At 70.1% G+C, this 22,502-nt stretch carries 16 protein-coding genes; 2 read left to right on the forward strand and 14 right to left on the reverse strand.

Features of this window, described 5'->3' with window-relative positions:
* Nucleotides 1-30: 30 nt before the first annotated feature.
* The 13 genes from FG385_RS29535 to FG385_RS29590 all read right to left on the reverse strand — a co-directional run bounded on the left by FG385_RS29535 (nt 31) and on the right by FG385_RS29590 (nt 18,641).
* A complete protein-coding gene (locus tag FG385_RS29535; protein WP_200834719.1) occupies nt 31-1,788 on the reverse strand; it encodes a sulfatase in 1,758 nt (585 codons plus the stop codon).
* Nucleotides 1,785-3,194 (reverse strand): sulfatase-like hydrolase/transferase, encoded by a 1,410-nt coding sequence (locus FG385_RS29540; RefSeq protein ID WP_200834720.1) that lies wholly within the window; start codon nt 3,192-3,194, stop codon nt 1,785-1,787. The genes FG385_RS29535 and FG385_RS29540 overlap by 4 nt, the downstream gene beginning before the upstream one ends.
* Complete coding sequence (locus tag FG385_RS29545; protein ID WP_235022867.1) at nt 3,194-5,632, reverse strand: beta-glucosidase family protein; 2,439 nt, start codon at nt 5,630-5,632, stop codon at nt 3,194-3,196. Before FG385_RS29545 ends, FG385_RS29540 begins: the two co-directional genes overlap by 1 nt.
* A gap of 28 nt (nt 5,633-5,660) precedes the next feature.
* Entirely contained in the window at nt 5,661-7,262 is a 1,602-nt protein-coding gene (locus FG385_RS29550) for an arylsulfatase (protein WP_139100091.1), read from the reverse strand.
* Complete coding sequence (locus FG385_RS29555; RefSeq protein ID WP_200834721.1) at nt 7,259-9,250, reverse strand: dipeptide ABC transporter ATP-binding protein; 1,992 nt, start codon at nt 9,248-9,250, stop codon at nt 7,259-7,261. Before FG385_RS29555 ends, FG385_RS29550 begins: the two co-directional genes overlap by 4 nt.
* Nucleotides 9,247-10,098, reverse strand: a complete 852-nt coding sequence (locus tag FG385_RS34525) for an ABC transporter permease (RefSeq protein WP_235022868.1) — start codon at nt 10,096-10,098, stop codon at nt 9,247-9,249. The genes FG385_RS29555 and FG385_RS34525 overlap by 4 nt, the downstream gene beginning before the upstream one ends.
* A 41-nt stretch (nt 10,099-10,139) precedes the next feature.
* Entirely contained in the window at nt 10,140-11,096 is a 957-nt protein-coding gene (locus tag FG385_RS29560; RefSeq protein WP_139100093.1) for an ABC transporter permease, read from the reverse strand.
* Nucleotides 11,097-11,098: 2 nt separating this feature from the next.
* Entirely contained in the window at nt 11,099-12,682 is a 1,584-nt protein-coding gene (locus FG385_RS29565; RefSeq protein ID WP_139100094.1) for an ABC transporter substrate-binding protein, read from the reverse strand.
* A gap of 94 nt (nt 12,683-12,776) precedes the next feature.
* A complete protein-coding gene (locus tag FG385_RS29570) occupies nt 12,777-13,382 on the reverse strand; it encodes a TetR/AcrR family transcriptional regulator (RefSeq protein WP_139100095.1) in 606 nt (201 codons plus the stop codon).
* Between the two features lie 19 nt (nt 13,383-13,401).
* Nucleotides 13,402-14,283 carry a formylglycine-generating enzyme family protein gene (locus FG385_RS29575; RefSeq protein WP_139100096.1) on the reverse strand — a complete coding sequence of 294 codons (882 nt, stop codon included), beginning with the start codon at nt 14,281-14,283 and terminating at the stop codon, nt 13,402-13,404.
* Between the two features lie 52 nt (nt 14,284-14,335).
* Nucleotides 14,336-15,754, reverse strand: a complete 1,419-nt coding sequence (locus tag FG385_RS29580) for a sulfatase family protein (RefSeq protein ID WP_139100097.1) — start codon at nt 15,752-15,754, stop codon at nt 14,336-14,338.
* The gene (locus tag FG385_RS29585; protein ID WP_200834723.1) at nt 15,751-17,265 is read right to left on the reverse strand and encodes an arylsulfatase; all 1,515 of its coding nucleotides are present in this window, start codon (nt 17,263-17,265) and stop codon (nt 15,751-15,753) included. Before FG385_RS29585 ends, FG385_RS29580 begins: the two co-directional genes overlap by 4 nt.
* Before the next feature lie 2 nt (nt 17,266-17,267).
* A complete protein-coding gene (locus tag FG385_RS29590) occupies nt 17,268-18,641 on the reverse strand; it encodes a sugar porter family MFS transporter (protein ID WP_160148917.1) in 1,374 nt (457 codons plus the stop codon).
* 140 nt (nt 18,642-18,781) lie between these two features.
* Between FG385_RS29590 and FG385_RS29595 the strand changes: the two genes are divergently transcribed.
* Nucleotides 18,782-20,083, forward strand: a complete 1,302-nt coding sequence (locus tag FG385_RS29595) for a sulfatase family protein (protein WP_139100099.1) — start codon at nt 18,782-18,784, stop codon at nt 20,081-20,083.
* Here the strand turns inward: FG385_RS29595 and FG385_RS29600 are convergent.
* Complete coding sequence (locus FG385_RS29600; RefSeq protein ID WP_235022869.1) at nt 20,062-21,201, reverse strand: ROK family transcriptional regulator; 1,140 nt, start codon at nt 21,199-21,201, stop codon at nt 20,062-20,064. The two genes, FG385_RS29595 and FG385_RS29600, sit on opposite strands and share 22 nt — an antisense overlap.
* 146 nt (nt 21,202-21,347) lie before the next feature.
* Between FG385_RS29600 and FG385_RS29605 the strand changes: the two genes are divergently transcribed.
* Complete coding sequence (locus FG385_RS29605; protein ID WP_139100101.1) at nt 21,348-22,502, forward strand: ROK family transcriptional regulator; 1,155 nt, start codon at nt 21,348-21,350, stop codon at nt 22,500-22,502.

Here is a 22,502-nt window from a genome sequence, read left to right on the forward strand (position 1 = left end):
AGGCATCGCTCATCGCGGGTGAGTCCAGGGTCAGCCGCCCAGTTCCGCCGCGAGTTCGCGCAGCGTGCCCGCGGCTATCACGGCGCGGCGGGCGAGATCGAGGATGCTGGTGCCGGCCGGCAGAGCGACCAGTTCGGTCTTGGCGAGCTCCGGCAGGTGACGGTCGAGCACCTCACGAATGCCCGTGCGGGCGAGCAGGTCCGCGACCGGCGCGGCCAGCAGGTCGCGTGCGGGCAGGTCCCGCGGCAGCGGTTCGGCGAGGGCGGCCGCCCTGGCGGCCTGCGCACGGACCAGCAAATGCTCCTGGCCCGGTTCGCGGTCGCAGGGGATCCCGAGCCGCTCGAACTGGCTGCGGGGCGCCTCGTTGTCGTGCATCAGGCGGGCCAGCAGGCGCAGCAGGCGCAACTCCGTTTCGTCGTCGGTGATCGGGTGCTGCTGTCCCGGATCGGATTCGAGGTCGAACAGCAGCGTGCCGTGCCGCCACGGGTTCATCCAGCCGCCGGGGGCCGGCACGCGCATCGTGCGCAGGCCCTTGGTGAAGGAGAACGGTTCGGCCGGTTCCCAGGTGGCGAGCTCACCTGGCGAGAACCGGGCGCGCATCCGCGTCGGCATCAGGGTGTACTCCTCCAGCGGCGCGTTGTCCTCGTGCACCGCGGCGCGCAGGTAGGTGTACCGGCCGTCGGTGACGTTCACGTGCCCGCCGTGGACGCCGTACAGCGCGCCCGGCCGGGTCCGCCCGGTGTCCGCGAGGTCGAACCCCTGCATGTCCGGCGGCGGCTCGAGGCCGAAGAACCGCAGGACGGTCGGCGCGACGTCGATGGTCTGGCGCAGTTCACCGCGGCGAGTGCCCGCCTCGCCGGTGCGCGGGTCCCAGCAGAACATGGGCAGGTGCACCAGTTCGTTGAACCACGGTGGCATGCCTTTCGCCCACCAGCCGTGCTCGCCCAGCAGGAAACCGTGGTCGGTGTTGACGATCAGCATCGTGTCGCGCCACATGTCGTGAGCGTCCATGAAGTCCAGCACCCGCCCCAGCGAGCGGTCGCACATCGACACCAGCGCCGCGTACTCCAGCCGCGCGTGCTCGACCTGGCCGTCGGGCTCGGTCACCTTCGCGTAGGCGGGCCAGTCGAACTCCGGGCCGTCGTAGTCGTGCGGGTAGAGGTCCTTGTAGCGCTGGTGGGTGAAGAACGGCTCGTGCGGGTCGAACAGCTCGATCTGCAGCAGCCAGCGATCGGCGTCCACATTGGATTCCAGGAACTCGAGCCCGGCGTCCACGGTGCGGGTCTGGGAATGGTCGGCCTCGGCCGGCATGTACCGGCGGTTCACCGTGTCCTGCCGGTCGAGCGTGCCGTGCACGCCGGGCCCGGCCGCCGGGGCGCCGACGACGCCCTTCCACGGGTCGCCTTCCTGGCCGCGGAAGAACTCCCAGGTCGTGTACCGCGTGTGGTAGGTCGCGCCGCCGTCCTCCCAGTAGTGCGGGTGGTCCGAGGCCAGGTGGGTGTGCACGCCCGCGTCGCGCAGCAGCTGGGGCATCGAGTCGTCGAACGGTTCGAGCGGGCCCCAGGCGCGGTGCAGGAAGTTGTGGCGGCCGGTGTGCAGTTCGCGGCGCGCGGGCATGCACGGCATCGAACCGGCGTAGCAGTTGTCGAAGGTCACCGCCTTTTCCGCGAGGCGCCCGAAATTGGGCGCCCGCACGAAGGTGTCCGCGTACGGCGGCAACAGGTGCCGGTTGAGGCTGTCGAACATCAGGATGATCGCCCGCATGCCTGTCCTTTCCGCGATCGTCATGGGGTGGGCAGGTCCACCGCCGGACTGCGCGGATCGGGCCCGTACGGCACGACGTCCGCCGTTTCCAGATACCACCGCAGCAGCTCGTCCCGCATCCGCTGTTCGACGGCGGCGAACTCGGGCCGGCCAGCCAGGTTGATCCGCTCGTGCGGGTCCGCGGCCCGGTCGTAGAGTTCGGGCCCCTCGTGCAGGCGGTGGACGTAGGTCCAGGACCGGTCGCGGACCGCGACCGTCTTGCCGACCAGACGGGGGTTCGCATGCTGCAGATCGCCCTTGCGGTCGTACGGGTAGGCCGGCCGCTCCAGCTGTGCTTCCTCCTCGACGGTGAACCCGGCCTCGGTGAAAGCGTACTCACGGTGTACGGGAACCTCGTCCCGCAGCCGGGGCAGGAGACTGCGCCCGAAATGCCGGTGCGTGTCGTCGGGCACCTCGCACAGCTGGAGCAGGGTGGGGAACACGTCGACGAGCTCGACCATGTCGTCCACCAGGGCGCCTTCGCGAATCCCGGGCCCGGCCAGGACGAGCGGGTCGCGGGTGATGTTCGGGCTCATCGAGGTCGGCCACTTCTCGACCAGTCCGAAGTCGCCGAGGTACTCCCCGTGATCGGTGAAGAACGCAGTCACGGTGTTCTCCCCCGCGGCGGCCAGTACCCGTCCCAGGTGGGAATCCATTCTGGACACCATGGCGTAGTAGGTCGCGGTGATCTCGCGCCATTGCCCTGGCGTCATCCGCTCGAGCCCGTACCCGTCCCGGATGGCCTTGTGGAACGCCGGTTCCCCGGCGCCCGGCGGCACGGGCTCCGGCATCGCGTCGCGGTCGTACATCGAGAACCACGGTTCGGCCGCCTTGAACGGCACATGCGGCGCGAGCAGCGGCACGAACAGCACCCACGGCCCTGGCGGCGGTTTCCGCAGCCACTCCTCGGCGGTCCGGATGGCCGCCTCGTCGAAGTCGACGGTCTCGTCCACCCGTCCCAAGTAGAATGTGCGCGCCGAGAGATCGTCGGCATAGGTGGCTTCGGCGGGCCATTTCGTCTCTGGCGCGACCGAGAAGCCGTACTCGTGCACGCTGGCCTCGGTGCCGCCGGGCGCGAACGTGTCGCCGCGCTCGCCCGCCCAGGTCACGTGATACCCGTTGTCCTTGAACGACTTCAGGAAGTTCGGCTCGTCGGCCCGCAGCAGGTGGGTGAGCGTGCGGTGCCCCGAAACATGCGGGTACCAGCCGGTCAGGAACGACGCTCGGCTGGGTGAGCACACGGGATGCTGGACGAACGCGTTCGTGAACCGGGTGCCCCGCGCCGCGAGCGCGTCGAGGTTCGGCGTGCGGACGTGCGGGTTGCCGAAGCATCCGACGGCGTCGGCTCGAAGCTGGTCGGGAACGAAGACGACAACGCTGGGCCTGTTCATCAGCGTCCCTTCGGGATTCGCGGGGTGGGCAGCGGGGCTCGGCCGCGCTGCGGGACCAGCTCCACCTTCCCCGACAACGGGGTGTCATCGCTGGATGTCCCGGCGTGCACCTGGAAAGCGCCGGGCTCGGCTCGCCAGCCACCATCCCAATGCGACAGTGCCCGGGCGCCGACCCGCACCCGCGCCTCCATAGCCTCGCCGGGTTCCGCCCGGACGGCCGCGAAGCCGGCGAGCCACCGCACCGGCCGGTCGACCTCGCTTTCCGGCCGGGACAGGTACACCTGCACGATCTGCTTGCCCGCTCGCGCACCGGTGTTGGTCAGCCGGACCGCGATCGTCAGTTCCTCGCCCGCGGGAACCGACTCGGGCAGGTCGAGTTCGTCGAACCGCCAGCTCGTGTAACCGAGACCGTGGCCGAAGGCGTACCCCGGTTCGCGCCCCGCGCGCAGCCACGCCCGGTATCCGATGTGGACGCCCTCGGCATAGTCGAGCACCCCGTCCACCGGCTCGGTGGACAGCACCGGCACGTCCGCCTCGATGGCCGGCCACGTGGTGGGCAGCCGGCCACCGGGTTCGGCGGCCCCGAGCAGGACGTCGGCCAGCGCGTGCCCGAACTCCTGCCCCGGGAACCACGTCAGCAGCACCGCGGCGACCTCGTCACGCCACGGCATCAGCACCGGAGCGCCCGAGTTCACCACGACCACGGTGCGGGGGTTGACGGCGGCGACAGCGCGCACCAGGTCGTCCTGCCTTCCCGGCAAGGCCAGCGACGTCCGGTCGACTCCCTCGGTCTCGACCCGGCCCGTCGTGCCCACCACGACGAGCGCGACCTGCGCGGTCCTGGCCGATTCCACCGCGCGCGCGATTTCCGCGTCCGGGTCGTCCACGACGGGCTCGATCCCGAAGGCGAGCGAGATGGATCCGGACCGGGTGGTGCGTGCGGCCAGGTCGTGCACGACCCGCAGCTCCACCTCCTTCCCAGCGGTCAGCTCCGCGTCACCCGAGGTGGCGGGCGGGGCGAACAGGCCGGCGCCGAGCATGTCGCCGGTCAGGTCCGCGGTCACCGCGGCAACCCCGTCGACGGACAAGGTCGTCCGGCCCGCCGCCGCGACGGACAGGCGGGTGGGACCGGTGGTCTCCGGCCGGTACCTCGTCGTGACCTCGAGCGTCACCGCACCGGCCGGGCTCGTGCCGAAGAAGAGCAGGTCCGTGCTGAAGCGATCGTCCGTGGCCACCTCATCACCCGCGGCGTCGAGGAATCGAGTGCGTACCCCGGGCTCTCCGGTGACCGGGTTGACAAGGCGGTTGAGTGGCAGTGGCTGTGGCCCGTCGGTGATCACCGCGCCCGTGTCGTAGCGGATGCCGGCGCCGGGAAGCGCTTCCCGCACGCCCCGCAACGCGGTGACGACCGCCGGTGGGATCACCCGCGCGCTGCCACCGCCCTGGGTCCGCGCCACAGTCGCCGCCTGTCCCGACACGGCGATCGAGCCCACCGAACCCCAGGGCAGCTCGTCACGTTCGTTGCGAAGCAGCACCATACCCTCGGCCGCCGCTTCGCGGGCGAAGGTGCCAGGAGGCGGCGCGGTGGGGGAAGCGCCTTCTTCGCCGAGGGCGCCGACCTTTTCGGCGAGCCACAGGATCCGGCGGACCTTCTCGTCGATCACGGACTCCGGCACGCGGCCCGCCCGCACCGCCTCGGCGAGTGCCTCGCCCCACGGCCCGTCCGGCCCCGGCATGACCAGGTCCTGCCCGGCGAGTGCGCTCGCCTCGGTGCTGCGCACGGCTGTCCAGTCGGAGATCACCGGCCCCTCGAAGCCCCACTCGTCCGCAAGCGGGCTGCGCAGCAGGCTGTTCTCCGTCATCGGGTTGCCGTTGACGCCGTTGTACGCGGACATGATCGCCCACGCCCCGCCCTCGACCACCGCCATCTCGAAGGGCAGCAGGTAGACCTCGCGCAGTGTCCGCTCATCAGCGCGGACGTCCACGGTGTGCCGGTCGTTTTCCGAGTCGTTGGCCACGTAGTGCTTCGGCACCGCGGCCACCCCGTGCCGTTGCAGGCCACGCACGAACGCGGCGGCGAGCGCACCGGACAGCAACGGGTCCTCGGCGAAGCATTCGAAATGCCGCCCGCCCAGGGGACTCCGGTGCAGGTTGATCGTCGGGCCGAGCAGCCCATGCACCCCCTTACGCCGGGCCTCCCCCGCAAGCACGGCGGCGTACCGCTCGGCGAACGCGACGTCCCAGGTCGCGGCGAGCGCGGTCGCAGACGGCAGGTTCAGCGACGGGTCGCGTTCGTCGAGGTACTCGCCGCGGGCGCCGGACGGCCCGTCGGACATGAGCATCGAACGCAGGCCCGCCGCCGGTTCGGCCTGGGTGCGCCAGAAGCTCGCCCCCGTCAGCAGCCGGATCTTCTGGTCGAGAGCAAGCCGTTCCGGCAAGATGGTCCTCCCCATGTCGTGTTTTCGCTCAGCCACGGACCGCGAGCCCCCACCGGGCGAGTTCGAGGATCCGTTCCCGTGGCACGACTCCGCAGCGCGCGGACCATCGGGCCCATTCACGGGCCAGCTCCCGCACCACATCCGGATGCTCACCGGCCACATCTGACAGTTCGGTCGGATCCGCGCCGAGATCGTAGAGTTCCCAGTCGGCCGGATACTCGCGCACGAGCTTCCACTGTCCACGGCGGACGGCGGCGTTGCCGATGTGCTCGTAGAACTGGCAGCGTTCCTCCGGCCCCGTCTGGCCCCGCCATGAGCCGAGCATGCTGACCCCCTCCAGGGGCAGTGGCGCGTCGTCCGGATAGGACACTCCGGTCGCTTCGAGCACCGTGGGCAGGAAATCGGGCAGGTAGTGCGATGCGGCGCTGATCGTGCCCGCACGGTCACCGAGCCCGGCGGGCCAGTGCACGATGAACGGGCTCGCGATGCCACCCTCGTGCGTCCAGCGTTTGAAGAACCGGAACGGCGCGTTGGACACGTTGGCCCAGCCCCTGCCGTACATCTGGTAGGTGTCCTCGCCGCCAGGCAGGTACTCCGGCTGCGGGCCGACGTGGACGGCTCCGCCGTCACGGGTCGCCCCGGGCACCACCCGGAAGCCCTTGGCCGCGAACTCGCTGCCGAGTCCCGGCGGGAACTCCTCGGCGCAACCCCCGTTGTCGGAGAGGAACACGAACAGCGTGTTGTCGAGCTTCCCCTTGGCGCGCAGGGTTTCCACGATCCGCCCGATACCCCGGTCCATCGCCTCGACCTGCGCGGCGTAGACCTCCATCTTGCGCTCTTCCCAGTCCCGGTGCCCGGCTTCCTCCCAGGCCGGCACGTCGGGATCGCGAGGGCTCGCTTCGGTCTTCGCGTCGAGGATGCCCAGCTCGCGCATCTTCGTTATCCGCCGCTCGCGGGTCACGTCCCAGCCGTCCCGGTACCGGCCACGGCCGCGCTCGATGTCGCTTTCCCGGGCGTGCAAGGGGAAATGCGGTGCGGTGTAGGCGACGTAACAGAAGAACGGGCTGTCGCCGTGGTTGCTGAGATACCCGACCGCCGCGTCGGTCACGGCGTCGGTGAAGTAGTAACCTGGGTCTTCCAGGGCCTCGTGGGTGACGTTCTCTTCTCCGCGCATGAGCTGGACGGGAGCGAAATAGCTGCCGCAGCCGGCGAGAGTTCCGTAGTAGTGCTGGAAGCCGCGGCGCGTCGGCCAGGACGGGTTCGGCGTATCGCTGTCGTGCGACAGGTGCCATTTCCCGGCCATGTACGTGGTGTAGCCGTCGGCGGCGAGCACCTCGGCCACCGTACGGCACCGGTCGTTGATGCTGCCCGGGTAGCCGCCGGGACCGTCGTTCCAGTTCAGCACCCCGATCCCGGTCTGATGGGGATGGAGCCCGGTCAGCAGCGATGCCCGCGACGGGCTGCACCGCGCGGTCGTGGTGAACCGCGTCATGCGGATACCGTTCGCGGCGAGCGCGTCCAGGTTCGGGGTTTCGATCTCACCGCCGTAGCAGCCGAGATCGGCGTAGCCGAGATCGGCGTAGCCGAGATCGTCGGCCAGCACCAGGACGATGTTCGGACGCTCACTCATACCGCGGCTTTTCCTTCCGTCAGCGGATTCCTCTGTAGTTCCCCGGCGAAGTGGCAGGCGGCCCCGTGCGCGTCCCCGGGCAGCTCCGGTGCCTGTTCGGCGCAGATGGTGCGTTCGGGGCGGGCGAGCGGGCCGATCGGGCAGCGAGTGCGGAACCGGCAGCCCGACGGCGGGTTCTTCGGGCTGGGCAGGTCGCCGGTGAGCACGATCCTCTCGCGCCGCGCCATCGACGGTGACGAGGACAGCAGCGACACGGTGTAGGGATGCAGCGGATCGCGGTAGAGGTCTTCGGCGGGCCCGGTTTCCACGATCCGGCCCAGGTACATCACCGCGACCCGGTCGCTGATCGAGCGCACCACGGCCAGGTCGTGCGCGATGAACAGGTAACCCAGCCCGAGCCGGTCTCGCAGGTCGGTGAGCAGGTTCATCACCTGCGCCTGGATCGACACGTCCAAAGCGGACACCGGCTCGTCGAGCACGAGGCATTCCGGCTCGACGGCGAGGGCCCTGGCGACGCCGATGCGCTGGCGCTGCCCGCCGGAGAACGCGTGCGGGTACCGGTCGAGGTGCCGCTCACCGAGCCCCACCAGTTCCAGCAGTTCGATCGACCGGGCGCGCCGCCGGGCGGGTTCGGTCCCGGCGACTTCGAGGGCCTCGTCGAGCACCTGACGGATCGTGCGGCGGGGGTTCAGGGAAGCGTACGGGTCCTGGAACACGTACTGGACCTTGCGCCGGGCGGCCGCGACCTCCCGGCGCGACAGGCTCGCGAAGTCCGCGCCGTGCACGCGGATCTCGCCCGACACCGGCTGGTTGATGCCCACCGCGGTGCGTGCGAGCGTCGACTTGCCGCAGCCGGATTCCCCGACCAGGCCGAGGGTTTCGCCCGCGTGCACCCGCAAGCTCACCTGGTCGACCGCATACACCGGTTCACGGCGGCTCCCGACGTTGACCCGGAGGTCGTCGATCTCCAGGATCGGGCTCGCCGAGGGGGCGGCGCGCTCGGGCCCGACCGCGGTCTCCGCGGTGGCCCCGCCGGCGCGCACGGGGAACCAGCAGGCGACCTCACGCGCGCCGGCGAACGGTGCCAGTACGGGCTTTTCGGTGCGGCACCGGTCTTCGGCGCGCGCGCAGCGAGGATGGAACGAGCACCCGGCGGGCATCCGCGCCGGATCCGGCGGCTGCCCCGGGATCGCGTACAGCCGCCGCCGCACGTCGTCCAGCGTCGGCATGGCGCGCAGCAGGTCCCGGGTGTAGGGATGGGCCGGCGCGGCGAACACGCCGGCCACGCTGCCCGTCTCCACGATCCGCCCGCCGTACATCACCGCGAGCTCGTCGCACAGTTCGGCGACCACACCGATGTCGTGCGTGATGAGCAGGACCGCGACGCCGATCTTGTCCCGCAGTTCGGCGACGAGCTTCAGGATCTGCGCCTGGATCGTCACATCGAGCGCCGTGGTCGGCTCGTCGGCGACCAGCAGCGCGGGATTCCCGGCGAGCGCCATCGCGATCACGACCCGCTGCCGCATCCCGCCGGAGAACTGGTGCGCATGCTCGCCGGCGCGGCGTCCGGCGTCGGGAATGCCGACCAGGTCCAGGAGTTCGATCGCGCGGCGGCGGGCCTCGCGCCGGGAGGCGCCGTGCACGATCAGGGCCTCGGCGACCTGCGCGCCGACCGTCACGACGGGATTGAGCGAGGCCTGGGGATCCTGGAAGACCATCGCGATCCGCTCGCCGCGGATCGAGCGCATCTCCCGCTCCGGCAGCTCCAGCAGGTTCTGCCCGTCGAAGTACACCGTGCCGCCGGTGACCCGGCCGGGTTCGGGCACCATCCGCATCAGCGTGCGGGCGGTGACGGACTTGCCGGACCCGGATTCGCCGACCAGCCCGACGATACGGCCGCGGCCCACGCGCAGCGACACCCCGTCCACGGCCACCGTCTGTCCGAACTGGACTCGCAGGTCCTCGGCTTCCAGTACCAGATCCGTCATTTGCGGGTCACCGCCTCGTTGAGCGCGTCGGAGAGCAGGCTGAAGGACAGTGCGAGCAGGATGAGCACGACGGTCGGGCCGAGCACGTACATCGGCGACAGCGACAGGAACCGGACGCCGGTGTTGAGCAGCATCCCGAGTGAAGGCTGCGGGGGCTGCAGGCCGAGGCCGACGATCGACAGCCCGGTCTCCAGGAAGATCGCGATCACCATGGCGATCGCCGCGTGCACGATGATCGCGTCGACCGAGTTGGGCAGGATATGCCGCACGAGCACCTTCCATCGCGAGATGCCGAGCACCCTCGCGGCGACCACGTACTCCCGTTGCTCCTGCGCCAGCATGGCCGCCCTGGCCAGCCGGCCGAAGCCGGGCAGTCCGAACAGGACGATCGTCACCGTGAGCCCCCACAGGCCCGTCCCCATGATCAGCACTATCACGATGCCGAGGATCAGGCTGGGGAACCCGATGATGATGTCGAACACGCGCTGGATGGCCAGCCCGAGCGGGCGGGAAAGCGCCCCGAGCACGCCGAGCAGGGTGCCCAGCACGGCGCTGATGGGTACGCCGGCGAACAGCAGCACCAAGTCCGAACGCAGCCCGTACAGGGTGCGCACGAACACGTCCCGGCCCAGCTCGTCGGTGCCGAACAGATGCCGCCACGACGGGCCGAGGAAGGTGTCCGCGGACTGCTGGTCGTATCCGCCGGTGAACAGCGGCACCAGCAGCGCCGCGCCGATGAGGAGGACGAGCAGGCAACCGGCGACCACACCGCGGGGCCGCCGCACCGCGTCGAGATAGCGCCACCACCCCTCGTGCGGCTTCTCGGGTGCCGTGAGGGGGTCCCTCACGGCATTTTCGGCTGTGAGGGGGTCCCTCACGGCACTGCGGCTCATGCCGGTGCTCCTTCCAGCCGGATCCGGGGATCGAGGACGGACAAGGCGATCTCGGTGAGCAGCTGGATGACCACCGCGATCGCGACCGCGAACAGGATCAGCGTCTGCAGCACCAGGTAGTCGCGCTGGTTCACGCTGGTCACCGCGAGCGCGCCGAGCCCGTTGCGGGCGAAGATCGCCTCGATGACGACGGCGCCGCCGAGCAGTTCGCCGAACCGCATGCCGAAGCTCACCAGCGCCGAGGCCATCGAGTTGCGCAGCACATGCCGCACCGTGATCCGGGCGGACGACGCGCCTTTCGCGACGGCGGTCTGCACGAACTCCTCCGACCGCGACTGCCACATGGCGCTCTGCAGCAGCCGGGCGATCTGCGCGGCCTGCGGCAGGGCGAGCGCGAACGCGGGCAGCAGCAGGTACTGGATGCCGATCTCCGGATCGGCGAACAGCGACACCTCGCCGGAAACCGGGAGGATCCGCCAGAACACGCCGAGCAGCAGCGCCAGCACCAGGCCGGTGAGGAACGCAGGCACCGCGAGCAGCAGCGAGCACAGCACGTCGAGGAAGCTCTTGGCGAACCGGCCGCGGGCCGAACCCGCGGCGATGCCGAGCCCGACGCCGATCACGACCATGAACACCGCGGCGAGCACCGCGAGCTGCAGGGTCGAGCCGAGCCGGTCCCCGATCAGCTGCGTCACCGGCCGGTGGGTCGCGTAGGACTGTCCGAAGTCACCGGTGAACACGCCACCGATCCAGTGGAAGTACTGGGGCACCAAGGGTTTGTCGAGGCCCAGCTGCGTCCGGATGGCCGCGATGTCGGCGGCGCTCGCGTCCGGCCCGGCCATGGCGACCGCCGGATCGCCGGGCGCGAGCCGGGGCAGCACGAACGCGAGGATCGACGTCACGAACAGCACGAGCAGCGCCGAAGGGATTCTGCGCACCAGGAACCGAGTCATGGTCACACCAGGTAGGTATCGGTGAGGACGAACGAGCCGACCGCGGACTGGCCGAGGTCACGAACCCGCTTGGACTGGATGTTGAGGGAATACGTGATCGCGAAACACTGCTCGAACGCCTGCTCGAGCAGGTACGCGCCGAGCCGCCGCACCGCCGGCTGCCGCTGCGCCGGGGAAGCGGTCAGCACCTGGTTCATCGCCGCGCCGTACTCGGGACTCTCGAAATGGGAGGCGTTCTTGAGCGCGAACGCCGGGACGGAACTGACGAACGTGGCCGCGGACATGTCGGACAGCCCGTAGCCGTTGAGGAACATCTGCCCGTCCAGCGTGCCCTTGGCCATCCGGTTGGTGAAGTCCACGGTTTCCAGGACCCGGGCGTTCACCCGCAGTCCCGCGGCTTCGAGGTCGTAGCGCACGACCTCCGCGAGGCTGCGCGCCGCCTGGATACCGAGCACGTCCATCGTCACTTCCGCCCCGGCGGCCCCGGCCCGCGCGATCATCGCCCTGGCCCGGGCCGGGTCGTAGGAGTAGGCGGCGGACTGCCCGGCGTCCCAGCCGGGTTCCTTCCTGGTCCACCACAGGCTGCTGATCTCCCCGTAGCCGGCGAAGATCTGGTTGAGCGCGCGTTTCCGGTCCACCGCGTACCCGATCGCCTGCCGCACCTGGAGGTTGTCGAACGGCGGCTTCGTGACGTTCATGCCGGCGGAATACGCGACCGAGATGCCCTGGTTCACGGTGAACCGGTCGTCGGTGGACAGTCCCTTGGCGTCCATCGGCGCCACCCCGTAGGCGATCTGCGCCCGGCCGCCGCGCATCGCGGTGACCAGCGCGGTGGGATCGGAGATCAGGGGCTGCTCGATCCGGTCCAGGTACGGCCGTCCCGGGACCCGGTAGCCGGTGTTGCGCACGAGGGTCAGTTGCGAGCCGGCGGTCCACGACTGCCACCGGAACGGGCCGGTGCCGATCACGGCGCTGCCGTCCTTGAGCCCGCCGGCCGACTCCTGGTCCACGACCGAGCAGAACTGGAACAGGTCGAACAGGTTGCTCGCCTGCCGTTTCAGCCGGAGCACCACGGTGTGCGGGTCCGGGGCGCTCATGTCCGTGATGAGGGCGCTGATCGACTTCACCTGGGACTGCGCCGCGGGCTGGGCCGTGCGCCGCAGGGAGAAGATCACGTCCTGCGCGGTCATCGGGCGGCCCGAGTGGAACCGGACCTCGTCGCGCAACCGCAGGGTGACGGTCTTGCCGCCGTCGGCGAGGTCCCACGACGTGGCGAGCGCCGGCCGCGGTTTGCCCGAGGCGTCGTACGCCGTCAGCGTCTCGAAGACGAGATCGCGCCAGGTGGACGAGGTCGGCCCCTGCGACTGCACCCGTTGCGGGGTGGGATCGCTGTTGACCGCCAGGATGAGTGTGCCGCCTTGCCGGGGGCCGGCGCCCTCGGCGCCACGCGCCTCGTTCACGGCGAGACGGCAGCCGGTCAGCGACGCCGCACCGACGCCGGCCGCGCCGGCCAAGGCGGCTCGCCGAGTGAGTTGTGTGCGTACCGTGCCGGACGCCATCAGCATCCGTCCTTCCTGCGCCGTCATTGGCGCGCACCAGCCACTTCGATGGGGTGCAAGGACTGTAGGCAGAAAAACCTATCAGCTGAATGGTTTGTTTCCGTTTCGTTACCTGAAACGGTCAGGTGGCCAGGCCGCGCAGGTAGGTCTCGAGGAACTCGCCGAACACGCGCCGCAGGTCGACCGTCTTGGGATCGAGGAGCCACTGGATCTGCAGCCCGTCCATGACGGCGAGGATCGCCGCGGCCGCCGCGTCCAAGTCGGCGTCGGCGCGGATCTCGCCCCCGTCGCGGGCGTTGCGCAGGCGGGTGGCGACGCGTTCGCGCACGGTCGCGTACCGGTCGAGGAAGTACTCCTGCGCGGGGTGCCCCGGGCTGACCGACTCACCGGCGAGCACGGTGTACAGCCGGACCAGCCCCACCTGCCTGGCGTTGAGGTCGACCAGGTCGATCAGGTAGCGGACCGCGTCGAGGCCGCGCTCCTGGCCGAACCGCTCGTTGAACGCCGTCTGCTCCTCGTCGCGCAGCCGCAGCACCTCTTCCAGGAGCTCTTCTTTGGAGGAGAAGTGGTGCAGCAGCCCGGCCTGGCTGAGCCCCACCATCTCGGCGATCTCCCGCATCGAGGTCGCCCGGAAACCCTGTTCGGCGAAGGCGTGCAGAGCGGCGAGGAGGATCTCCCGGCGGCGGGCGCGTCCCTTCGCGTAACCACGGGCGTTACTAGACGGCATGCCCGAAACGTTAGCGGTCCTAGATATCGGCGACGGTGCGGAACCCGAGGTTCCCGCTGGAGCTGTCCGGTGTGTTCGCGGTGCGGGCGGCCACCCGGTACCGGTTGCAGTACGACTCGTGGCACAGGTACGACCCGCCGCGCATGACCCGGTTCGCCTGCGCGGGGTCGAACCAGTCCGCGCACCATTCCCACACGTTGCCCGAGACGTTGTAGAGCCCGTAGCCGTTCGGCGGGAACGCGTCCACCGGTGCGGTGCCGGTGAAGCCGTCCTCCTCGGTGTTGTGCACCGGGAAACGGCCCTGCCAGATGTTGCAGCGATGCTCCCCGCCCGGGGTGAGCTCGTCACCCCACGGGTAGCGGGCCTGGTCGAGCCCGCCTCGCGCCGCGTACTCCCACTCGATTTCGGTCGGCAACCGGCGGCCGGCCCACGCGCAGTAGGCCACCGCGTCGTGCCAGGACACGTGGACCACCGGATGGTCCTCGCGGCCTTCGATACCGCTGCCTGGCCCTTCCGGCACCCGCCAGTACGCCCCGGAAACCCCGCACCACCACGGTGTCTGCTGCGGGCGCGGCGAACTTTTGCGCAGGTGCCCGGGCACGAACTTGGCGAACACGTACGTCCAGCCGAACTTCTCCGCCTCCGTCCGGTACCCGGTCGCGTCGGCGAACTCCGCGAACTGCGCGTTCGTCACCGCGTAGGCGTCGATCGCGAACGACGCGACCTGCACTTCCCGCACCGGGCCCTCGTGATCGTCGGGGAACCCGTCCTTGTCCTCGGTGCCCATCCGGAACGTGCCGCCGGGCAGCACGATCAACCCGTCGGCATTCGTCGCCGGTCCGAGGTCGGGCGCGACGATGGACGGCGACCCGGAACGGGACGGCGGGCAACACTCGGACATGCTGGTCAACCTCCTGCTTCCCAGTCCACAGTAGCCGCCGGACGGGGAACGCTCACACTCCCGCGGGCCGCGGCTGGCTCGGATGCGGTTTGTCGCCGAGGCGCGCCTGTTCGCGCCACATCGCGGCCTTCAGCTCTTCGCGGATCTCGCGATAGGCGGGGTCGTCGTAGACGTTGCGCAACTCGTGCGGATCGGTCGCCATATCGTAGAGCTCCCACTCCGGCGGGTAGGTGAACGGCCCGGTGCCGGGCAGGCCGAGCCCGTCGTTGTAGAAGTAGATGATCTTGTACCGCTCGGTGCGGTAGCCGTAGTGGGCGGGCGCCTTGTGGAACTTGTCGTCATGTTCCCAGTACCGGTAGTAGATCCCCGCCGCGGGCGGTTGGCGCGGTGTCCCGAGCAGGTCCGGCCAGAAGCTGCGGCCCTGCATCCGCGGATCGTGCGCGACCCCGGCCGCGTCGAGGATCGTCTGCGCGAAGTCCACGTTGGTGACCATGCCGGTGAACGCCCCGCCCGCCGCGAGCCGGCGCGGGTAGCTCAGCACCAACGGCATCCGCAGCGATTCCTCGTACATGAACCGCTTGTCGAACCAGCCGTGGTCACCGAGGAAGAAACCCTGGTCCGAGGCGTACATCAGCAGCGTGTCGTCGAAGTCGCCGCGCTCGCGAAGCCAGTCGATCACCCGGCCCACGTTGTCGTCGACACTCGCGACGCACGCGAGGTAGTCCTCCATGAAGCGCTGGTACTTCCAGATCGCCAGGTCCTCATAGGACAGACCCTCCGGCGGGGTGATCTTGAGGTCCTCCTCGTTGAGGTTCTCGGCGAGCCGGACCGCGGCGCGGCGCGCCGACGCGGAGCGGGTGGCGTAGTCGTCGTGGAAGGTTTCCGGCAGCGGCACGGGATCGGTGTACATGCCCTGGTGCTTGTCGTCCGGTTCCCACGGCCGGTGCGGCGCCTTGTGGTAGATCAGCACGCACCACGGGTCGTCGCCGTCGAGGCCCTCGACCCAGTCGAGCGCGAGGTCGGTGATGATGTCCGTGGCGTAACCTTCGACGGTGCGCAGCCCGTCGGCGGAGAGGAACCGCGGGTTCCAGTACTCCCCCTGCTCGATCACCACGTCCCAGTGGTCGAAGTTCTGCGGGTCATGGCCGTCGCCGTCGCCCATATGCCATTTGCCGATCATCGCCGTGCGGTATCCCGCCTCGCGAAGCCGGCTGATGAACGTCGGCTGGCTCGCGTCGATCGGGGTGACGAGCGTGGTCACGCCGTTGACGTGGCCGTAGGTGCCGGTCAGGATCGACGCCCGGCTCGGCGCGCACAAGGCGTTGGTGGCGAAGCAGTTGTCGAACCGCCAGCCGTTCTCGGCGATCTCGTCGATCCGCGGGGTGCGGTTGACGACCGAACCGTACGCGCCGATCGAGTGCGAGGCGTGATCGTCGGTGAGGATCATGACGATGTTGGGGCGGCGGGTCATGCTTGTCCTTTCTTCCGGATGATGTCCCAGTCGATGACACCGACGGAATCCGCCCACCGCTGCCACGCCCCGGCCAGGTCGTCGACCACGTCCGGGTGGTGCGCGGCCAGATCGTCCTTTTCGGACCGGTCGGTGGCCAGGTCGTAGAGTTCCCACGGGCCGTCCGCTTCCCGCACGAGCTTCCAGTCGCCGCGCCGGGCGGCGGCGTTGCCGATGTGCTCCCAGAACAGCATGTGCCCGCCGTCTGCCCGTTTACCGCGCAGCTCGGGCAGCATGGACTTTCCGGCAGGCAGCCCGGCCACGTCGAGCAGCGTCGGCAAGACGTCGGTGAGCTGGTGCGGTCCGTCCACTACCGACCCGTCCGCGAGGCCGCCGTCCGGCCACGACGCGATGAACGGGGTGGCGATACCGCCCTCGTGCACCCAGCGTTTGTAGAACCGGAAGGGCGTGTTCGACAGGTTCGCCCAGGCACGGCCGTAGCTGGCGAACGTGTCCTCCGCGCCAGGCCAGACATCCGGGGTGTTGCCGAGCTGGATCGGTGCTCCGTCCACGGTGTGCGATGGTTGCCGCCGGCGGAACTTGGGCGCGTCGGCGGGTGGCATGTCCTCCGCGCACGCGCCGTTGTCGGACAGGAAGATCACGAGCGTGTCGTCCACCATGCCGGATTCCTCCAAAGTAGACAGGACCCGGCCGATGGCCCGGTCCATGGCGGTGACCTGAGCGGCGTACACGCTCATCCGCCGCGCTTCCCACTCCTGGTCCGGTGCTTCGTCCCAGGCCGGTTCCGCTGGATCACGCTCGCTCAGCGCGGCCTCCTCACCGAGAATCCCTTCCTCGACAAGCCTTTCGAAGCGACGCTCCCGCAGAACGTCCCAGCCCTCGTCGAAACGGCCGTCGTAGCGGCGCACCTCGTCTTCCGGTGCGTGCAACGGCCAGTGCGGCGCGGTGAACGCCAGGTACAGGAAGAACGGACGCCCGGCCGTGGCCTGGCGGGCGACGAAATCGGCGGCGCGGGACCCGATGGCGTCGGTGAAGTAGTAGCCGTCGCCGGGCGGTGGTTGCCGCTGCTCGCCGTCGAAGAGGGCGCGAGGGTGGAAGTAGTCGCCCGCGCCACCGAGAATCCCGTAGAACTCGTCGAAACCACGCCTCATGGGCCAGGTTTCGTCCGGCTCGTTCGTCCCGGCGGACAGGTGCCATTTGCCCGACAGGCAGGTCGCGTAACCCGCGTCCCGCAGATGTTCGGCGATCGTGGGCACCGCGGGATCGAGCGAACCCGGATAGCCCCACGGGCGCTGATCGTCGTTCAGGATCCCGACCCCGGTCTCGTGCGGGTGCCGCCCGGTCAGCAGGCTCGCCCGCGACGGCGAGCAGCGCGCGGTGTTGTAGAACGACGACATCCGCACGCCGCCGCGGCCGAGCCTGTCCAGGTTCGGGGTGCCGATCTCGCCGCCATAGCAGCCGAGATCGGAGAAACCCAGGTCGTCGGCGAGGATCAGGACGATATTGGTCAACGCTACTTCCCTTGCCCGGCCACGATGGTGGATTCGATCTGCTCGAGCGTCCTGCCCTTGGTCTCCGGCACGAGCGTCGCCACGAACACGCACGAGATCAGGCCCATCACGCCGAAGACGATGAACGCGGTCCCGCTGCCAGCCGCGAGCAGGATCGGGAACACCAGGGAAAGCAGGAAGATCGCGGCGAAGTTGAGGATCTCGGCGAAGCCCAGCGCCGAACCCCGCACGCTCAGCGGCAGGATCTCGGCGACCACAACGCGGCTGGCGGTGCCCCACGTCAGCGAGAACATCGCCTTGAAGACGGTGAGGCAGGCAAGCGCGAGCAGCCCGCTCAGGCCGACCGTCAGGCCGATCGTCCAGGACAGCACCGCCATCCCCGTCATGCTCGCGCCCATGACGAGCGCGCCCACGATCAGCAGCGGCCGCCGGCCCCACCGGTCGATCACGCGGACCGCGATGACGGTGAAGATGATCGAGACGATGCCGAAGCCGATGGTGTTGAGCAGCGAGGCCTGGTCGGTGAACCCGATCTTCTTGAGGATCGTCGGCGCGAAGTAGACGACCGTGTTGATGCCCAGCAACTGGGTGAAGACCGACAGGCCCACCCCGACGAGCACCACGCGCCGCACGCCGGGCCGGAACGCCATGCGCCACGAAGGCTTCGCGCGGGCCAGCGTCTCCCGCATCTCGGCCAGCACCTGATCCACCTCGGCGGCGCCGACCTGGCGGGACAGCCCGGCCCGCGCCTCCTCGGCACGCCCGCGGGCCAGCAGCCAGCGCGGGCTCTCCGGCAGCACCCAGATCCCGGCGACCAGCACCACCGCCGGGACCAGCGCGACGGCGATCATCAAGCGCCACGCGTGCAGCGGGGACAGCGCGTAGCCGACGAGATAAGACAGCAGGATCCCGCACGCGATCATGAGCTGGGTGAGCGCGCCGATCCGGCCGCGGATGCGGGCGGGTGCGATCTCGGCCAGGTAGATGGGCACCGACACCGCGACGATCCCGATCCCGGCCCCGATCACCACGCGTCCCGCCACGAACATCGGCACCGAAACCGCGAGCGAGCACACCGCGATCCCGGTCCCGAACACGAGCCCGGCGATGAAGATCAACCGCTTGCGACCCCAGGGTTGTGCGAGGGCGCCGCTGGTGACGGCGCCAACGGCCGCGCCCACCGACAGGGACGAGGACACCACACCCTGAGCCGCCGGGGTCAGGTGGAACTCCCGGGTGATGTAGAGCAGGGCGCCCGCGATGACGCCGTTGTCGTATCCCCAGATCACGGCACCGAGGGCACCGAAGAAATACACCAGCGCGGGCCGGACTCCCGTCCGGGTCACGCCTGCCGTCTGGGACGCGAGCTGACTCATACCGAACCACCTTCGTTGGAGGGCGGACATTGCCTACGCTCTGTACTGCCACTATTTTTTAACTCGAAACGAGAAACTAACAGGCGAACCGGCCGGGAACAAGCCCCGGCCCGTTCGCGGCAGACGGGAGCGCCGAAGCCATGACGAACATCCTGCTCATCACCGCCGATGACATGGACGCCCGCACACCGGGCGGGTTCGGCGGGCCGGCCGGGGCGACTCCCCGGCTGGACGCGCTCGCGGCCGAAGGGATGGCGTTCGGCCGTGCCCATGTGGCGATCGCGGTGTGCCAGCCGAGCCGGTCGGCGATCATGACCGGCCGCTGGCCGCATCGCAACGGCGCCGAGGGCTTCGAACCCGTCGCCGCCGGGGTGCCCTTGCTCACCGATCTGTTACGCGCGAACGGGTATCGCACCGGGATCCTCGGCAAGGTCGAGCATCTGCAACCGGTCGAGCGCTTCGGCTGGGACTTCCGGGTGGGCATGGCGGAACTCGGCATGGGCCGGAACCCGGGCGCGTACGGTCGCGCCACCCGGGAGTTCCTCGACCAGGCCGACGACCCGTGGTTCCTGATGGCCAACGCCCACGATCCGCACCGCCCGTTCCACGGCAGCGCTCAGGAGGCCGAAAAATGGCCGGAACGGAGCTACCCGGCGCCGTCGCGGACGTTCACGCCGGACGAGGTCGAGGTGCCCGGGTTCCTGCCCGACCTGCCGGACGTCCGGACCGAGTACGCGCAGTACCTCGGTTCGGCCCGCCGTTGCGACGACGTCGTCGGCGCGATTCTGGACGCCCTCGGGCCGGCGGAAGACACCCTCGTCGTGTTCCTGTCGGACAACGGGATGGCCTTCCCCTTCGCCAAGGCCAACTGCTACCTGCGCAGCACCTGGACCCCGCTGATCGTCCGCTGGCCGGGGCACACCCGCCCCGGCACGGCCGAACGCGCCGCCTTCGTCTCGGCGCTCGACCTCTTCCCCACCTTCTGCGAGGCCGCCGGGGTGGCCGGGCAGAGCGACGGCCGATCGCTGATTCCGTTGCTGCACGGCGAATCCCAGCCGGGCCGCGAGCGGGTGTTCACCGTGTTCCACGAGACCTCGGCCAAACGGCGCTACGAGATGCGGTGCACGCAGGACGGCCGGTTCGGCTACATCTGGAACGCCTGGTCCGGCGGGCCGGCGTACCGGGCGGAGAACATGGAGGGGCTGACCTGGCCGGCCATGCTCGCCGAACCCGCGCTCGCGGAGCGGACCGCCTTCTACCTGAACCGGCCGCCGGAGGAACTGTACGATCTGCGGACCGATCCGTCCTGTTTGGACAACCTCGCCGGCGACCCGGCACACGCGGCGGAGCTGGGGGGATGCCGCCGGGTGCTCGCCGGATGGCTGGCCGCCACCGGCGACCCGCTGGCGGGCAAGTACCTTCAGTCGGCCGGGACGGCGTAGAAGAAGGCCTCGAGCGCGGTCGCCGCCGCTCCGATGGCCCCGGCGTTCTCGCCGAAGGACGTCCGCTTGATCTGGAAGGAATCGCGCAGCAGCGGGAAGACGCGGCCGCGGGTCGCGGTGGCGAGGTCGCCGAGGAACACGTCGGAGGCGTTCGCGAGCATGCCGCCGACCGCGATCAGTTCCGGGTTGAACAGGTTGACGACACCGGCGAGCCCGACCGCGAGATGCCCGAGGAAGCGTTCGCGGACCGCGGCGACGGCGTCATCGGAGAACGACGCCCGGTCGATCACCGACAGCGGGGCGTCCGGGGAGCCCGGCAGTTGCCGCGCGAGAGCCGGCTCGGACGCGACGGTCTCGAGGCAGCCGTGAGCCCCGCAGGGACACAGCTCCCCATCGGTGACGACCTGGATATGCCCGAGCTCGCTCACACCGTGATGGCCGCCGAAGAACGGTTCGCCCTTCAAGACGAGCCCGAGCCCGACACCGGTTTTGGCGTGCACGAAGGCGATATCGCGGGCCCGATGGCCGAACCTGTTCTCGGCGAAGGCCATCGCGCGCACGTTGTGATCGGCGGTCACCGGGCGGCCGCAGACGCGCTCCACGATGTCGGCGATGGGGACGTCGCGCCAGCCGAGGTTGACCGACAGGAGGTTGACCCGGTGCTCGGCGTCCACCGGGCCCGGCGCGCCGACGCCGATCGCGATCACCTCGGCGGCCGCGGTCGCCAGCAGTTCGGCGCGGACCCGTTCGGCGGCCTCGGCGAGCACGGTGCCCGCTTCCTGCCGCTCGCTGAAGGGGAAGCTGATGGCCCGCTGCGTCCGGCCCAGCGCGTCCACGAGCGCCGCACGCACCGAACCTACCCCGAGCTGGATCCCGCAGACGGCGACCGCCTCGGGGACCAGCCGCAGCCCGATGGCCGGCCGCCCGATCCGCGGCTCTCCCCCGGCGCCCGTCTCCTCGACATACCCCTTGCCGATCAACGGGGCGACGGCCTTGGTGACCGTCGTCGGGGAAAGGCCGGTGATCTCCGAGATCCCGGTCCGCGACAGGCCGGGCCGGGTCCGCAGCAGACTCAGCACGAGCCCTTCGTACCTACTGGCCGCGACCCGCGGTGTCATCGTGCGCACGAGGTGATACTACCGGTCGGGCGGAATTAGTTCACGCGGTGGAGAAACTAGCGGCCACGTTGTGCCAGGTCCTGGCGCTGTGCTAGAAACGGCTGGCACGAGTAGGAAACAAAGTTACCTACCGACTGGAGACCGCCGTGGCATCACATCTGCAGGCCGGGCCGCCGGGCCTGCTCTGGTCGATCAACGCCCGCGCCGTGCTGGAGACCATCGACCGGCACGGCCCGCTCGCGCGCCCCGAGATCACCCGGGCGACGAAACTGTCGAAGACGACCGTCGCGCAGACCCTGAACGAGCTGACCGAGCGCGGCGTCGTCCGCGTCACGGGCCTCGACGAGACGCGGCGCGGCCCGGCGGCGACGCTCTACGACCTCAACGCCGGCTGCGCCCACGGCGTCGCGGTCGACATCGGGCACCATCGCACGCGGGTCGCCATCGTCGACGTGCGCGGAAATCAGCTGGCCAGGGCGGAAGCGCCGTCAGCGCAGGGGCGCGAGGCGGCGACCGTCGCGGCCGTCACGAAACTTATCGACGAGTGCCGCGCCCAGGCGAGCGTCACCAGGCTCGACCACGCGGTGATCGGTGTGCCCGCGGTGGTTTCGCCCCGGGACGGCGAGCTTCGCCTCGTCTCGGGTATCCCCGAGGACGGCAAGCGGCTTCCGGAGTTGCTCGCCTCCGCGCTCCCCATGCCGTCCACTTTGGAGAACGACACGAACCTCGCCGCGGTCGCCGAGTACCACGACGGTGAGGGCGCCGGCACGGCCGCTTTCGTGCTCGTGTCGGTGGGTGCGGCGGTCGGCGCCGGCATCGTCGTCGACGGCCGCCTGTACCGCGGTTTCACCGGTGGCGCCGGTGAAGTCGCGTACCTGCCGATGCCGGAGGACGCCCCCGCCGAAGTCCTCGGCGCTCGCGCGATCGCCACCGACGCGGAGGCGGCGGGCATTCCCGGCAACCCGTCGGCGAAGAAGATCTTCGAACTGGCCCGCACCGGTGACGAGCGGGCACTGCGCGTGGTCGATGACACCGCGCGGCGGATCAGCCGCGTGATCGCGTCGATCTCGTTCATCCTCGACCCGGAACTGTTCGTGCTGGGCGGTGCGGTCGGCTCCAACGGCGACCTCCTGCTCGATCCCGTACGCGAGCACCTGTCCCGCTCCGCGCCACTGGCGAGAGTGACGGTCGCCGCGTCGGCCGTCGGCGAGGACGCCGTCCTGCGGGGCGCCGCCATCGAGGTCTGGCAGCACCTCAGGGAAATGGCGTTCACGCAGGCCACCCGGGCCGGACAGGAGTGA

Origin of the sequence: Amycolatopsis alkalitolerans, from assembly GCF_006152065.1 — a bacterium.
Taxonomy (GTDB): Bacteria; Actinomycetota; Actinomycetes; order Mycobacteriales; family Pseudonocardiaceae; genus Amycolatopsis_E; species Amycolatopsis_E alkalitolerans.